General features: G+C 49.7%; 13 protein-coding genes and 1 pseudogene. 7 read left to right on the top strand and 7 right to left on the bottom strand.

What is annotated here, in order from left to right; genetic code table 11:
* Positions 1-232 precede the first annotated feature (232 nt).
* Together AC1XDK_RS26140 and AC1XDK_RS26135 are read left to right on the top strand one after the other, a co-directional pair.
* Entirely contained in the window at positions 233-994 is a 762-nt protein-coding gene (locus AC1XDK_RS26140; RefSeq protein ID WP_483352948.1) for a helix-turn-helix transcriptional regulator, read from the top strand.
* Positions 995-1268: 274 nt separating this feature from the next.
* Positions 1269-2507: pseudogene (locus AC1XDK_RS26135) on the top strand (RNA-guided endonuclease InsQ/TnpB family protein).
* Positions 2508-2599: 92 nt separating this feature from the next.
* On the opposite strand, the gene AC1XDK_RS26130 reads toward AC1XDK_RS26135, so the two are convergent.
* The 5 genes from AC1XDK_RS26130 to AC1XDK_RS26110 form a co-directional block, all read right to left on the bottom strand.
* Entirely contained in the window at positions 2600-3895 is a 1296-nt protein-coding gene (locus AC1XDK_RS26130; protein ID WP_483352947.1) for an O-acetylhomoserine aminocarboxypropyltransferase/cysteine synthase family protein, read from the bottom strand.
* 267 nt (positions 3896-4162) lie between these two features.
* Complete coding sequence (locus AC1XDK_RS26125; protein WP_483352946.1) at positions 4163-4771, bottom strand: DUF7344 domain-containing protein; 609 nt, start codon at positions 4769-4771, stop codon at positions 4163-4165.
* Positions 4772-4872: 101 nt separating this feature from the next.
* A complete protein-coding gene (locus AC1XDK_RS26120) occupies positions 4873-5619 on the bottom strand; it encodes a ferritin-like domain-containing protein (protein WP_483352945.1) in 747 nt (248 codons plus the stop codon).
* Positions 5620-5770: 151 nt separating this feature from the next.
* Positions 5771-6076, bottom strand: a complete 306-nt coding sequence (locus AC1XDK_RS26115; RefSeq protein ID WP_395285343.1) for a DUF8036 family membrane protein — start codon at positions 6074-6076, stop codon at positions 5771-5773.
* A gap of 60 nt (positions 6077-6136) precedes the next feature.
* Positions 6137-6412 (bottom strand): winged helix-turn-helix domain-containing protein, encoded by a 276-nt coding sequence (locus AC1XDK_RS26110; protein WP_483352944.1) that lies wholly within the window; start codon positions 6410-6412, stop codon positions 6137-6139.
* A 502-nt stretch (positions 6413-6914) separates the two neighbouring features.
* On the opposite strand from AC1XDK_RS26110, the gene AC1XDK_RS26105 reads away from it, so the two are divergent.
* From AC1XDK_RS26105 to AC1XDK_RS26085, 5 genes are all read left to right on the top strand, one after another.
* A complete protein-coding gene (locus AC1XDK_RS26105) occupies positions 6915-7997 on the top strand; it encodes an outer membrane lipoprotein-sorting protein (RefSeq protein WP_483352943.1) in 1083 nt (360 codons plus the stop codon).
* A gap of 1425 nt (positions 7998-9422) precedes the next feature.
* Positions 9423-9704, top strand: coding sequence for a hypothetical protein (locus tag AC1XDK_RS26100; RefSeq protein ID WP_483352942.1), 282 nt, complete (start codon positions 9423-9425; stop codon positions 9702-9704).
* A gap of 941 nt (positions 9705-10645) precedes the next feature.
* On the top strand, positions 10646-11935 hold the full coding sequence (locus tag AC1XDK_RS26095; RefSeq protein ID WP_483352941.1) for a phage NrS-1 polymerase family protein: 1290 nt from the start codon (positions 10646-10648) through the stop codon (positions 11933-11935).
* Between the two features lie 324 nt (positions 11936-12259).
* Positions 12260-12685: a S24/S26 family peptidase gene (locus AC1XDK_RS26090; protein ID WP_483352940.1), complete on the top strand. Its 426-nt coding sequence runs from the start codon at positions 12260-12262 to the stop codon at positions 12683-12685.
* Positions 12686-13589: 904 nt separating this feature from the next.
* Positions 13590-13925, top strand: a complete 336-nt coding sequence (locus tag AC1XDK_RS26085) for a DUF7344 domain-containing protein (protein ID WP_483352939.1) — start codon at positions 13590-13592, stop codon at positions 13923-13925.
* A 750-nt stretch (positions 13926-14675) separates the two neighbouring features.
* Here AC1XDK_RS26085 and AC1XDK_RS26080 read toward each other — a convergent pair.
* Positions 14676-15179, bottom strand: a complete 504-nt coding sequence (locus AC1XDK_RS26080; RefSeq protein WP_483352938.1) for a PIN domain-containing protein — start codon at positions 15177-15179, stop codon at positions 14676-14678.
* A complete protein-coding gene (locus AC1XDK_RS26075) occupies positions 15176-15484 on the bottom strand; it encodes a hypothetical protein (RefSeq protein ID WP_483352937.1) in 309 nt (102 codons plus the stop codon). Before AC1XDK_RS26075 ends, AC1XDK_RS26080 begins: the two co-directional genes overlap by 4 nt.
* Positions 15485-15544 lie beyond the last annotated feature (60 nt).

Raw genomic sequence — 15544 nt, 5'->3', positions numbered from 1 at the left:
TACTATAATCATCAGCGACCGCATCAATCGCTCGACAATCGAACACCTGTTGAGGAGGAGCTAAACTAGACAGTGCCTCGTAGCCTGAAACCTAGTTTTATAGAAATTACGATAGGGGAGAGATATATTTACTAGTGAGAGAATAGACAATACATTTGTGTCTATAGCAGTCACGTCAAAATTACTGGGATAGGTACATTTAATAACCAGATTATGACTTTTCTTACTAGAGATGAACGACGAGAGGCTCATCGAACTAGTCAATCGTTCTACAGTACTCCAAGCCTTATATGAGCAAAAAGTGATGAGTCGTCACGAGTTACAAAACTGTCTTGGTGTATCTCGGTCAACAATCCATCGAATTATTCATTCGCTATTAGAGAATGCAGTAATTGAGCGTATCGACGGTGAATTCACATTAACTGCATTCGGGAAGATAAGTGCTAAGAAAGTAGAGGAGTTCGAGACAAATATTGAAACAGCAATGGAACTCGCGCCCGTCTTGGAAGCAATAGACAAACATGATATAAATTTTGATATTTCTGCATTTACTACCGCGACGGTGACAACGGCTGAACCTGGTAATCCGTATCGTGGTGTCAACCGCTTCATGGCTTTGGTCGAAGAGACCGATACGCTACGTGGTCTGGATCCCGCATCCATCAACCCCTTACACATTGATTCTTTAAACAATCGTATTATCAATGGAATGGTGACTGAGGCTGTGTATCCTCCTGAAGTCGTTGAAAACCTTCTGTCAATATATCCTGAGAAGGCAAAAGAAGTGTTTGATAGTGGTAATCTCACACTTTGGATGCATGACAATATTCCGTTCGGTATCACTCTCTGTGATGATCGAATTGGAATTGGGATTTACGACGATAACACAGGAATGCTCCAATTATTTGCCGATACTGACGATCCAGAAGCACGTGAATGGGCAGAATCTGTTTACCACTCATATCGCTCGGAAGCGACACGGGTTGAACAATAATCGTAACTCGATACACTACCGGTGATTAGAGCTAGATTATCGTCGCTGATACCGATAGACGTCTATTCTCGTATGGTCAGTAAATTTGAACAAGCATCTTTTGATCACTCGCATTTCGGAGGCCGGATTCATAATGACTGCAAGGCGGAAACCCACGCCTGGAGGCGCGGGAGGAAGCCGACAACCCATTTCACAAACCACACTCGGTAGCAGTCCGACTCCTCCACTCCAATCTGAACTAGTATAAATACAGGCATCTACATATGAAGTATAGATGGTGAAAGACTCAGCTACTCGAACCGTCCCCATCAAGCTCGATGTGGACGAGAGTGCCGCTGACCTCCTCCACCAGACAATTGACCACTTTCTCGACGCCGCTAACTACGTCGTAGACGTAGCGTGGGAACCAGACTGAAAAATCACCAGTAAAACCAAACTCCACAATCTCACCTACTACGACGTTCGGGACGACTCACCACTCCCGGCCAACCTCGTGCAAGCCGCACGAAACCGAGCCGCAGACGCCGTCAAAGGAGTTGTTGAACGCTGGAAGGAAGGCAAGAAAGCATCCAAACCCAAGTTCACGTCGCGGTTCGCCAGCTACGACGCGAGAACCGTCACTGTCAACGACGATCACTGTACACTCGCCACAATCGACGGGCGAGTTACCACCGAGTTCGTCCTCCCCGACGAACATCGAGCCACGCCACACTCGGCGTATCTGTTCAACGACGACTACGACGTGAAAGGAGCCACGCTCCACTACGACAAGGTTGAGGATTGTTTCTACCTTCACGTGCGGACAAAGCCCGCCGTGGAGAACAATGAGGCCGACACAGGCGATGCCAAGCACGTCTCCGTCCTTGGTGTTGACCTCGGCATCATAAACATCGCAACCACCTCAACCGGACGCTTCTGGAGCGGTGGCGAACTCAATCACTGGCACCGCGAATACGAGAAGCGCCGAGGCGACCTGCAACAGACTGGTACTCGATGGGCACACGAAAACGTCCAGCGAGTCGGTCGAAAACAGACTGGGCACTTCGAGCAGACGCTTCACACCATCTCGAACGAACTCGTTAAGGAAGCCCTCGAAAACGACTGTACTCACATCGTGTTCGAGCAACTCAAAGGCATCCGCGAGCGCCTACCGCACGCGAAATCAGTTCACAAGTGGACGTTCCACCGTTTGTTCGAGTACGTCACGTACAAGGCCGAGTCAGAAGGACTTGTGGTGAAGCAGATTAATCCGGCGTACACGAGCCAGCGGTGCTCAAAATGTGGGTTCACCCACGAGGCCAATCGTCCACACAACAACGGGCAGGACGAGTTTGAGTGTCTGAAGTGTGGGTACGATGTCCACGCGGATTACAACGCCGCGAAGAACATCGGCCTGAAGTATCTCCGCGACCAGCAAAAGTCTGGGCGTGGAGGCGCACCCGTAGGCGTGCGCTTGAACAGCGGGATGTTGAACGTGAACGGCGAGTATTCGCCTACTGTGCTACACAGTTAGAACGGGAGTCCATGCTGAATGCCACGCCCTTCAGGGCGTGGTAGCTTACTGTCGTCTACGGTGCTAACGACAGAGGCGATGAGAATTACGGTTCAAGTTGCGGCGTCGATAGCGTTCTCAAGGTCAGCGATGATCTGTCCAGGGTCTTCAATACCCACCGAGAGCCGAACAAGATCATCAGTGACGCCGGAAGCAGCTTGTTCAGAATCTGTGAGCTGTTGATGAGTCGTACTAGCTGGATGAATGATGAGTGTCTTTGCATCACCGACATTAGCAAGCAAACTTGCCAACTCTGTCGATTCAACGGTTTTTCGCGCAGCTTCATATCCGTCTGCGAGTCCGAAAGTGATCATGCCACCATAGCCCCCCTCGAGGTATTCGGTGGCCGTATCGTTGGTTTCGTGAGAGGATAGGCCGGGATAGTTCACCCACGCAACATCCTCATGGTCCTGGAGATATTCGGCTACTGCCATTGCGTTCTCGCAGTGACGCTCCATCCGAAGGGGGAGTGTTTCGAGCCCCTGTAGGGTTTGCCAAGCGTCGAAGGGCGCCTGCTGGTTTCCAAGATCACGAAGTCCACGGGCGATCGCAGCGTATGTGAACGCCTCGTCACCGAATGTTTCTGCGAAGTTGACACCGTGATAGGCGGGATTATCTTGCGCAATCTCACTATATTTCTCTGGATAATCGCTCCAAGGGAACGTGCCACCATCAACAATGACACCACCGATAGTGGTGCCAGAGCCATGGAGCCATTTTGTGGTCGAATTCCAGACGAGGTCTGCACCATGTTCGAGTGGACGACACAAATAGGGTGTCGCAAAGGTATTATCAACGAGCAAAGGAACGCCGTGGTTGTGAGCAATGTCGGCGATCTGCTGGATATCTGGTGTGTCGAGGGCTGGATTCCCGATTGTCTCGAGATGGACATAGGCCGTATCGTCGTTGATGGCATCGTCGTATGCCTGATAGTCGAGTGTGTCGACGAATTTGGCCGTGACGCCGCGCCGTTCGATTGAATGGGTGAAGTACGTGTAGGTGCCCCCGTACAGTGAGGAGGCTGTGACGATATTGTCGCCAGCTTCTGCCAGTAGGAACGTTGCGAGATTCAGCGCAGCCATCCCAGATGCAGTGGCAACAGCACCTACTCCACCTTCGAGAGCGGCAAGTCGGTCTTGGAGTGTTTCAAGAGTCGGGTTCATCAACCGAGAATAAATATAGCCAGGCTTCTCAAGTGCAAATTGGGTTGCTGCATCTTCAGCATCGCCAAAAACGTATGAGGTTGTTTGATAGAGCGGTGGCGCTCTGGCACCGGTCACAGGATCAGGATCTTGACCAGCGTGTAGTGAGTCTGTAGCGAATGAACTATCATTGATATCGTCATCCATACATCTTCGGATGGAACCCGTGTTCTTATGTGAATGTATTGAGGGAAAGTTTGCCAAAATCAGTGACAACATTAGCTTGGCTTTATAGAGGCGTGGAGAAGATAATGTATCGAGTCACAATCCAGAACGAGATGCGCTCTACGCCACAACAGTAGTGAAGTACCAACAGGTCAGGTGACCTGTGGCAATCTGCCGGCGCTTCTGTAGATGAGTACTTGTTCTCTTTAATGCAGGCTCTAAAACCCGTCCGTTAGGGCGGGGAGGATGTCACCGCTGGTGACTCACGTGGTATCCCGCTGTAATCAGTGCGAAGAGGAGAACAATAACGCTCAACACCAGTTGTTCAGAGAGATATACTCCAACAGAAAGGTCAAAATTATTGATTGTTAGAAGACCACAACTGAACATCGCTGCACTCCAATACCATTGTATCCACTGTCGGCTTGGAGGTTTTTCTGACTCAGACTCATTTCCGTCAGATCCAGTTTTCTGTGTTTGACAGGCTTTGAGATAGGGATCGAATTGAATAGCACTGTCAGTTCGGGTTACGAGCCCCTGAGCTTGGTCATACTCAATCACTCCTTCCTTATCGAGCTTGGGAAGATGCGATTGATAGAGACTAATATAGGTTCGTTGACGCTCCTTTGACTGAAGATTCTCAATTGTTGTTCCATATTCCCAGACAGCAACTTGCTCGGCAAGATCACCCATTACGACTGGCTCTGTTGTCCCCTGAAGATACTGGAGTGCATAGCGTCGGCGTTGGACTTGTAGGAGATGGTAAATCGTATCTTTCGAAAGCTGGTGGGTCGCACTCGCTTCGTCAGAAAATAGATCGTCATCGCCTGTTTTGTTTGTCTCGGGACTTGTGCTCATGTACTGATTCTATCTCTAATCTTATTCGCTTTCGTGAAAATTGAGGATTACTTACTGGATCGCACTGCCGGAAATCCTGCAACAGAACCCTGTTCGGTGTCTTATTCCGAGACGATGAATTGGCCAGCGATCTTCTTGACTTCGTCCATCGATTTGGCCTCGTCGAATGCCATCGGGAACGGCGATTCCATGTTCACACCGTTGAAGACGGCTGCGTGGCGTGCCTCGACACTGTGAATCGAGAGCGCTGCCGAGAGCAAGTCACTGTTCTGGATCGAGGGCGCTGCACCCGCGTAGGCGGCCACACCCGTGTTTTCAAGCGCCATCGCCACGCCCAAGAATTCGGCGGGCGTCTCGTAGCCGAAGTCGTATTCGGCCGCTTCGACCGGTTCGCCACCGAGGTCATTGATTACCTTCGTAAGCTGATCGACGTGGGCTGCTTCGTGTTCACCAACGACTTTGACCTGTTTTGGGATCTGTTCTTTGACTTCATCACAGACACCACAGCCCAGATCAGCGTTCATGAAGTCGTCAGCGGAGAATTCCTCAAGCCCTTCCTGGTAGAAGGTTGCTTCAAGGTGTTCGAGAGTCAGTGCGTAATTCAGAATGTCGACGTCGTTCATGCTATTGTCTCCGGAGCTGCTGTCACTATCGCTATTGTTATCATCACCGCTCGAGTCGTCACCTTCTGCACCGGCCGTTCCCATGCCGAGGCTCGTTACACCCGCTGCTCCGACGGCTGCAGCGCCGGCGAGAAACGTGCGGCGGGAACTGAGTTGCTCGCGCATGCTGGTATTCGCTTGTTCGATGCGTTCTGTGTCGGGCTTGTTATCTGGACCTTGAGTCATGATCGATCACTGTACCCGTCTGGTACAGGCTTAGATACAGGCATGTCCTACAAGAACGATTTCCGGATTCTCACCCAAATTCAACCCAATATCACTGCCAGAAGCCAGATGGATTATAATTCGACACGCAACCCGAGCAGAAACAGCGACCTCAATCCCACGTAATCCAGATCAGAAAGACGAGTCCAATCGTCTCAAAGATCCGGATGAGCATAATCGCGCGCTGGGCAATCATCGGCATCTCTGCTGAAAACCACACGTGCAGTACGGGTGCAAACTGGAAGAAATACAGCGCTAAGAGGTTCTCAGCGAGCAGCATGAGGCCGAAGACGAAGAGACCAAGTGTGTGCTTTGATCGAAATTGGAGGAAGTTTCGGCCCCAAATCGATAGCAATCCCAGTATCAACAAAAGATTGATACCGATGGTGAGCCGCAGTGCATCGATCCAGATTGCCATCTATCCATCCCTCCCTCGGTCTCGGATACGGTTACGTGCTTTCCCAATTTCAACCATAGTTTAACCCATCTGCTCACTAATTTGCTCGATAGTCTCCCAATGCTGCGTTGCTTGGTCACTGATGAGATAGATCGCACCATACCCATCCCCACCACGGTCAAGGATATTGTTCTCCAGGAGAACATCCAAGTGGTGGCGGACAGTTTTATAATCGAGATCTAAGTCCTCAGCGAGTTGATTTGCGTTACGAGGTTGTTTTCGGAGGGCACGAACGATACGAACGCGATTGGGACCACCACGGGTTCCAGTAAACACGTACCAGAGGACACCCTCCATTATAGGGAACAAGGAAACTAATTATCTAAAGATATCGGAAAAAATAGTATTAAATAAACTCATTCTCTGAAACTGATAGTTCCTGACAATCTTATTATCGTAGAGAAAATCTTCCCTAACGTGCTGTCTCAGTGAGAACTACTCAAACGAGAATTGGTTAGTGACCGGCCTTCTCGACCCGTGTGACCCACCGTACTCGCTACAGCTATACTGTTTTAGGTTACCCACAATTTTCAGGCGTCGATACCGAGTACTCCGATTACCGTAATCTTCGCACATAAACCACCACTTTGGTGCAGTGAAGCGTTCGCAGTGCCGCGAGATATCAAGATGACTGGTTCAGCGGATGAACGTTGCTTTGAGATCCGCGTCACCGAACTCATGGTACTATTATACATGAATTCACGATCCGAGAGTAACACTCCACCTCCATGTTAATTGCTCCCATATTTTGTCTATGGATGAAAGTTTTCATTAGGTTAGAATTTGAATTTCTACAGGTATGGTCGCACGAAAATCCCTGCTGACGCTTGGCCTCCTCATACTCGTCGTGGCTGTATCGGTTACAGGCTACGCGAGCGTCGGGAATCAAGTACACGCACAGGACAGTTCAGCACCGTCAGAAGCAACGATTGAACAGCACACCCTCGGAAACAACACCTCCGTCGAGAGCGTCACTGGAACAGTGACAATCAAGATGGAACAGCCGAACGGCACCCAGACAGTGAAAGCCGATGTCTGGCAACGATTGCCGAATCACGTTCGGTATGAATACACAGATGGGCCGACAGAAGGCAACGTGATGGTCTCGAACGGCTCGGGCTTCTGGATGTACAACGAGTCGACGAATACGGCCCGTCATCTCAGTCTCACTGGCAAGAATGCGGGTATGATCCAGAATCTTACTGCCGCATTCCAGCAGATGTCGAACGGATTTAGCGCGGAGTATCAAGGTGAGGCGACTGTCTCCGGACAGGAGACCTACAAGGTGACGCTGCAGCCGAAAAATGAATCGCTCCAGCAAGTCATGTCAAATCAGACCGTCTGGCTTGATCAGGACAACTGGTTCCCGGTCAAAACGCAAGTGAGCACCTCTGTTGGAAATGAGACGACCACGACGACGATGACCTACTCGAATCTGAGCTACAACAAATCGATTCCAGATGAGCGATTCGAGTACACGCCGCCAGAGGACGCGAAAGTCGTCGACGTCGAATTGCCCCAGACATCGAATTACGAATCGGTTGCACACGCACAGAAGGAAGTGAACTTCACGATTCGAGAGCCAACCTCACTTCCGGATGGCTATTCGCTCGAGAATGTGACGGTCAGTACTGCAAACGGAAACGCATCAGTGTCGCTGCTGTACTCGAATGGATCTGATTCGATGGCGGTGACTCAGACGTCGATGAGTCGTCCTGTGAGCGGTGAGCAGTCTGTGTCAATTGCTGGGCATGCTGGATCGTATACATCGGTCGGTGAGCAGCATATACTCCAATGGTCGGATGATGAGTCACAGTACTCGGTGAGTGGTACTCTTTCAAAGGAATCGCTCATCGAAGTTGCCGAATCGATCTACTGCTAAGGGGAATCTCTTAGAATAGGCCTGCAGACGGCATTTTTTATAGGTGGGTACCCACGAATGAGATTGATTCGATAGCACCTTTTGGAAGTCTTAGGTGTGATGAATTACTCCTCGATTTAGGAGTTCCAGGCATGCCACGGCAGCGATATTGTGATCGCATTCGTTCTCTACTCGGTAGTATAATCCTCAGAGATATTCTCATTTTCTAATCTCATCGAAAAGTATTTATTAATAGACCAACATCAAACAATTGTGGCGAGGCTGCTCTGTTAGTACACCCCCCCACTTCGGATCTGGCGCCATCACTCCTGATCCGCTCCCCGCCACATTTTGCTACCCATCAATAAGCCCAGAAAGGGGTAGTTTACACTATAGAGTGCTTTCTTCCGAAGGCTATTGAAACGAGCATTGACTTTGAGTCCAGCACTGTATGCTTTCTCAGCAGATTCAGCGTATCGCTTTGCTTCGATGTTGAGCTGGTACAATGCGTCTAATTGTCTAAAGGAACATTGTGGGCAATGCGAACCCCTTCGTTTGTCCTCAATCTCGCCCATATACACTACTAAATGTTATTAAAAATCTTAAACAAACCTGCATTCTGTAACTAGTGTGTTACTCTAACTCCGAACCAAGGTACATCCGTATGACGGCCAGGAGTGTGCTTGCACCTAGGGCTTCCATGCGCTGTTGCATAACTAAGTATAAAGTACTAGCGCAGAACGTCTCACATGGGAGCGCAATGCCTTGCAGAAAGGCCGGTGCTAGAGACACCGACCGCGCTCCTTGTGGTGCAAGAAGCAATGCTGAGTTTACAATCCACGCTTGATAGCAGTATCGAATCAATAGCAACGCGAAGGCCGAGCGGAGAGACTACCAAACCGAAGGGTGTCTCCGAAACTGAAATCGACACACCTTCTACACGACTGGCCGACGAATCTACCCTACTCCCATTCCTCGCCCACAAGAGGCGATACTGATGGCGGATCGCTCTCGTCGGTCTGTGCTCAAAACGGCGGGCGCACTGACTGGCGGCCTCCTTGGAACGACAGCCCTCACGAAGAGTTCGGGTCGCGCACGTGCCCGTCGCTGGTTGAGTCGCCAACGGCATCCCTCGATTCCGTTTTTCCGGTACCGTGGTAGTATCCAGATGGATGCCGTCTGTTACTGGGCAAAGAGTGGATGTACCTATTGGAGTCTGGCTTCGCTAGCAGACCCTGTCCCTGGTGATTTTATTCCCGTCGCAGGTGGGTGTGCTGGCATCCATGCGGGCTGTCAGCTCCAAGATAATCTCCAAAAGATTGCGGGCTGTGATACTGGGTGGGTCCACGTCTACAGACTTCGGTGGTGGGCACGTGGGTTGTTTTGGATGTTTCCGAGCGCTATCGATACCTTGCTCCTTCCACAGGGGGTGTATGGGCCGTGCCAATGACTGGCTTCATCCCTACGACGGTGTACACTGATGTGGTTCTGCCAGGGTTCCTTGCCTTCGCATTCGTCTATGTCCGAATCACGCGTGTGTCGCAGTATGACTACTGGCAAAAGCGGGCCGTCGAACTCGGTGCTATCGCGATGACACTATTCGCTATTGCGGGATTGCTGTCGAGTATTTTCATCTCGATGGTCGCGATCGGTGTGACTGTACTCGTGATCATCGCTCTGATTATTGGATATTTACGCCTAGAATCGGATAGCTCGGTGCGCGACTGACTTCCTGTGTTTTAATTTCAATATCGAGATCAGACGTACACCCCTATTTCACCCCCCGACACTGGTGAACTCATGGAAGTCTCACCGTCAAACTGGGATGTACAGATCGGCCATCTCCCGGGAATTCTATGGACAAAGGGGGGTGTAGACTGCCGTTTTCGATTTCCAAATTGGGCCGCGTTCGCGGGTAAAAGACAGCGGGCTCTCGGAACCCCATATCACACGTGAACGGAGGAATAACCAACTCTCCACCGGATTCAGCACCCATGAATCGGGACTTACAAGAACACATACGAGGCTCGGTCACCCGTTCAAAATCGAATTTACCGGTACATATTGGGTTTCGACCGTCAAATCGGGTGTTTCAGCGTTTGCAAACTGGCTATCGTGGATCTCGGAATTGAAGCAGAATACTCGGTCTACAGCCCTCCTCTCTCGTGAAATATGGAGAATCGACATCTCAAACTCTCTCTTACTTCATGAGAGAACAGACGATTTCAACCGGAGTTAATAGGCGTACAAATTCATCCAGTCTGCCGATTTTCTTACTTGAAGCGACCTCGATTTTCAGATTTTTATTAACTCTACTTTGGCCTTCTCAGGCCTTCTATCTTTAGAATTCGAATTCAGTATCTCACTTACTCTCCTCTGACTGCCAGCATCACCCGGTCATTTTCTACACCCTCCTACGACAGCCCTTCTCCCGGTCGATTTACGGGGTGTACGTTTTCTGGGACCGGTCGAGCGATGCGTTCGAGGCCGCTGACGCGCTGAATCGGGTGTACTGACGGGTGTATTAACAATCAATATGAGAAACATGCGAACACCACTAATCCGGACAGTTCACCCGGGATGAGGCTCCGCTTCGCCGAAAATACAGTCAAATAGGAAGCGTTCATCTGCGCAATTAAGTCCATTCCATAGTGGACATCATGACACGCATGACATCTCTTCCAACTGCAGCCGACGTTCCTTCCCCACTCATTGACCTCGAACAATGGGTGTGCTGGCGTGAACAATCGCGTGGCGACAAACTGACGAAAGTGCCAGTCAATCCAGCAACTGGCCGATTTGCATCGACGGACAATCCCGAGACATGGGCGAACTTCGACGACGTTTGGTCGTATGCACTCGATGGATCAGCCACCGGCATCGGATTTGTGTTTACAGACGACGATCCCTTCGTTGGCATTGACCTCGATGACGCTCGAGACCCGGACGAGGAATCACCAAGAGAGTGGGCCGCCACCATCATTGACCAACTCGATTCATATACCGAGCGAAGTCCATCGGGAACGGGGTATCATGTCTTGATCAAGGGAAACCTTCCACCCGGTCGAAATCGTCGTGGTGACGTCGAACTGTACGAGACGGGTCGCTTTTTCACAGTTACTGGCGATCACGTCGACGGAACTCCAATGACTATCCACGAGCGGACGGACGACCTTACCACTGTGTACAAAGCGCAAGTCGCGGAAGACGCCGAAGTAGACATCTCAGATGATACTACGGCTACCGAGGACCAATCGCTTGAGGATGATGACTCCTCTGTAGGTAGTGACGATGTCAACCCTGCCCTAGACGAGACGACAGCATCATCGACGCTCTCCGATGAGGAAGTCGTTGAACGCGCCCGTACTGCGGCGAACGGTGCAAAGTTCGAACGCCTGTGGCGCGGTGACATTGCGGGCTACGACAGCCATTCGGAAGCGGATATGGCTTTCTGTTGCTTACTTGCCTTCTGGACGGGTCGTGAGACAACACAGATAGAACGTCTGTTTCGACGGTCCGGTCTCAATCGCGAGAAGTGGGACACTGTTCATTATGGCGATGGACGAACGTACGGCGAAGTAACCATCGAACGAGCGGTGCATGTGACTTCGGATGTGTATGAACCACGCACAGAACGTGCCACTGGCGGTGTAGAATCGACCGAGAGCACTACAAACACTGTTGCATCAGCGGCGACTCCCTCGACAGAAATGACTGCCGAGAATCACACAAATCCACTCCAGGAACGAGAACGCGAACGTATCGCGACAATTCTCGAACTCGAGAAGAAACTCCGTGAACTCGAAACTGAGAACCAAACGCTCCGTAAGGAACTCAATTCAAAACAAAAACCAGACCAACCGAACGATGATATCGAAGAGCCCGTCCGTTCACTTCAAAGCATGTTCCGTCGTCTCTCGCAGTTTTTCATCCCCTCTCGCCGGTCGCGTGAACAATGAAATCTCAGGTCAGCTTCCTGAACTACTACGCTCGACAACGACCTTTTTTATCTTCCTTTAGTCAAATCAAATTTCTAGATAGGTCGACTGCTCGAGGATCCATTTCCAGTAAGACGCCAAGAGGTAATTCGTGCAGGATATCACATCCATACCTCACCATCGACATTTGCAATAATTTTGTGAGTGTGTAATGTTGCGCTGTCGATCAATGAATAGAGCAGTATCTTCTATTATTATTTGAACCCATTGTCTAAGATGTCCATTTGAAAATAACTATTTAAAATTTAAACTTAGTATTTTAAATCTTGAGATAAATATTCAAGCATGGTCACACCGACACGACGGCAAATCCTGAGCGCTACTGCTGGTTGTATAGGAGATCTCACAATCAATCTCGCTGACCAGAAGCCACAAGCTTCCCAGTTACCACAACAACATATTGTTGGTACTGCTACACCCACAGCAGTTGAAGCAACAAATCGACGTGCCACTACGGTCTCACACGTTCTGGATTTTGGGTGGATAGGCAAAGCTATTGTCGGTAAGTTTCCCCCACAAGCAATCCAAAAAGGGGATATCATCACGTTTCGGGCGGGGGCAGTTCAAGGGGTGCAAGGAGATGCCCCTGTAGTTACCCATCGGGTTGCAAAAGTGAACCAAACAAAGAATGGAGTGCAGCTTAGAACGAAGGGAGATGGCAATGAGAAACGGGATCCAAAGCCGGTAGCTGCAAAGGATGTAATCGGCTGAGTGAAATACACCATTCCCTATCTCGGGTTTGCCGTTGCGTTTGCCAGCACAACAGAAGGGTTTCTGCTCTTTGTTGCACTCCCGGTCGCGCTGCTCGTGGTGAATGAAGTGTGGGTGCTCACCAAAGCCTGGCGGAATACTCGATAAATGTGATTGTTTGAAATTTTGTATAGGTGGGAGTGGGTGATCTCTGGTACCCTTTGAATCAATCTCTGTGGAGGTCGTGATGCGTATTGAGCGTGCCAATTGGCGTTAAAAGTGACGACTTTGTGTTGGATGATCTGAACGATCGTGCGAAAAGCAGCCTGATTCGCGAGAGCGCCCTCGTTTCAAGATGCGTGATTGGATCTATAACCCACGTAGAACGTGCGACGGCAGCGAAGTCGAGGTCTCAAATTCGCCAGATTTGGATGGTTGACTTCCTGTGGCAGTATAAGCGGCAGTGAAATCGGCCAGGCCACCGCCCTCGGGGAAGCGTAAAACTTTGCTTGACATAGCAAAATGGCTTCTGGAGCCGATTTCACCTGCTCGAAGTGTTGGGCTTACCTGTGTGAATCCGCCCGTGATTAGTATTCCATACTAATATCGAATCCAATTCGATTTGAGGTTGCTAGGTCAATTTATCGTGTATAGATACGTCCGAAATTTTATTTTGTGAAGTAGGGTTCCCTCCGGTTGTGCATGAAAAACCCATCTTCCTGACTTCAGATGAAATCCGACTATCGTACTTTGGCTGTAATTAGCTGGTTTAAGTATATCACATAAACGTTGAATCCATTGATTTAGTTTTTGTATTCAAATATCTGGCGTACGAGCTCTCATTCTGTTGCATTTGTTCACTTACCGCCGTTCCAGGGAGAATTGAAATCTTCATAATAGCACTCTGATTGCCTTCAGCGAAGTCATGAGCGCATCTTCCAACACCGCTGATTCTGCCGGTGACACTGCTCCCCTCTCATGCGATGATGCGGAATCCGAACCTCTTTCGAAGGATACGATCTTTCACCTCTTACAAGTCCAACGACGGCGCTTGACGTTGCAGTATCTTCAGGGACGAACAGACACCGTCAACATGCGTGAGCTTGCCGAACAGGTGGCTGCGTGGGAGAATGAAACACCCGTTGAGCAAATCTCTTCTCCAGAACGCCAACGTACCTATATTGCGTTGTATCAAACACATCTCCCGAAACTCGACACAGAAGGCATCATTGACTATAACAAATCTCGAGGAACCATCTAACAGACATCCCGTGCTGACCACCTAGATCCATACCTTCCGACTAAAAGTCAGCACCACACAACTGATTCACCCGAGACGCGGACAGCTGAGACATTTGCGGTCCATCGACGATGGGAATGGTATTACCTCGGTGGAACGCTGTTTAGCACGGGTTTGCTGGGCGCCAAATTGTTTCACCTTTCGCTTGTCGCACACCTAGCAAATCGACTGATTCTCCCCCTGATTCTGCTGGTATTCACCGTCATTACGGCATGTCATCACTATGCTCGTGCAGCGGTTCCATCGTTCATTTCGACCCTTGAGTAGCAGACTGTTCACAACTGCTTAGTGCAACATGGAGTAGTAAGCCAAATTGGTTCCAACTAACCCACTCTTTCTGTAGGTAGAACATATTTACTGTCGCTTGATTTTTATTAGTGGCAGTGAATGTTCCACGGTATCCTCGAATAGATCTATGTGCAACCGCTATTCACCAACTCAAAAAAGAAACCTGATCGATCAGCAGTCCTCTTCACCGAGTTAGAATCATTACTCTGATTAGACGAGGACATACCAAAGGAGAAAATCCACAGAGAGTAATTTGTTATCACAAATATGATTTTATTGTCAATAGTTTAGAACACCGATTCAGCAACAGATAAAGACGAATCTTGTGTCGAAGAGCGTTGTGGAATTGTGAGGGTCTAGTCATGGGCCGAGAGCTGGATCTGCGAGCCGAGTGTCGTGACTAATCGTGGTTAGATAATCCATTTAATCGAACAAATATCCCGCCTGTTGCACGTAAGCATTTGTCACCCAACTTTTCACTTGACTAATCTGCTCGAGGAGTTCTTTCGCTTCCGTGTTTGTGATAGTACCGTGCACGGCCAGCGCCTGGAGCATGCGCGGGCTTGTCACAAGTTGCGGCTCGGTGAGAGAGGCATGAATCAGTGCGAGTTGGTTGTATTCATCACAATAGAAAAACATCGTGCCGACTTCCTCGGAGAGTTGGATGGCTGTATTTTCGCCATCGTCAAGCGGAAACTCTGGGTCTAGATTGATCTCATGGATCGCAATCTGATCTTGTTCATCGAGAACGGCCTTTGCAGCCTGTGCGTATTCATCTGTATACTGAGCGATTTCTTCCAGTTCGTCGATGACCTGATATGGTACTGCGATGTCATAGCCGTCAAGGAAATGCGGAAGTGCGAGTCGACGTGCATCTTCCGTAGCAGCAAGACTAACGAGGGCGGATGTATCCGCGACAAGCTTCATTCATTGAGGGCAGCAGCGAGTTCGTCACTAATACTGTAATCAGTCAACTGATGCTTAAGCACCCGGAAATTCTGAGCTGCTTCAGTGCCAACGATTGCCTTTACTTGCTCAAAGGTAAGCCGGTCTTCATAGTAGGCATTTGCGATAGCTTGTCGGACACGTTCTTGGTCACTTGCATCCGCGAGATAGTCGCGCAAGGCATCGACAAGGACATCAGTTCGATTTTTGTCCTCTGCGACTGTGAGGACGTCGGCTTGTTCGATGAGTCGCTCAGGTGCGCGAAAGTGTAACGCGTTTGAGCTCATACGTGTACATTGTGTGTACAGAAGCAAAAATTGATCTCGTCCAGCAAACCATGCCTTCCC

This window comes from Haladaptatus sp. HS23, assembly GCF_056892285.1.
Note: the sequence above shows the minus strand (reverse complement) of the source record. Positions and strands in the feature narration are given on the sequence as shown.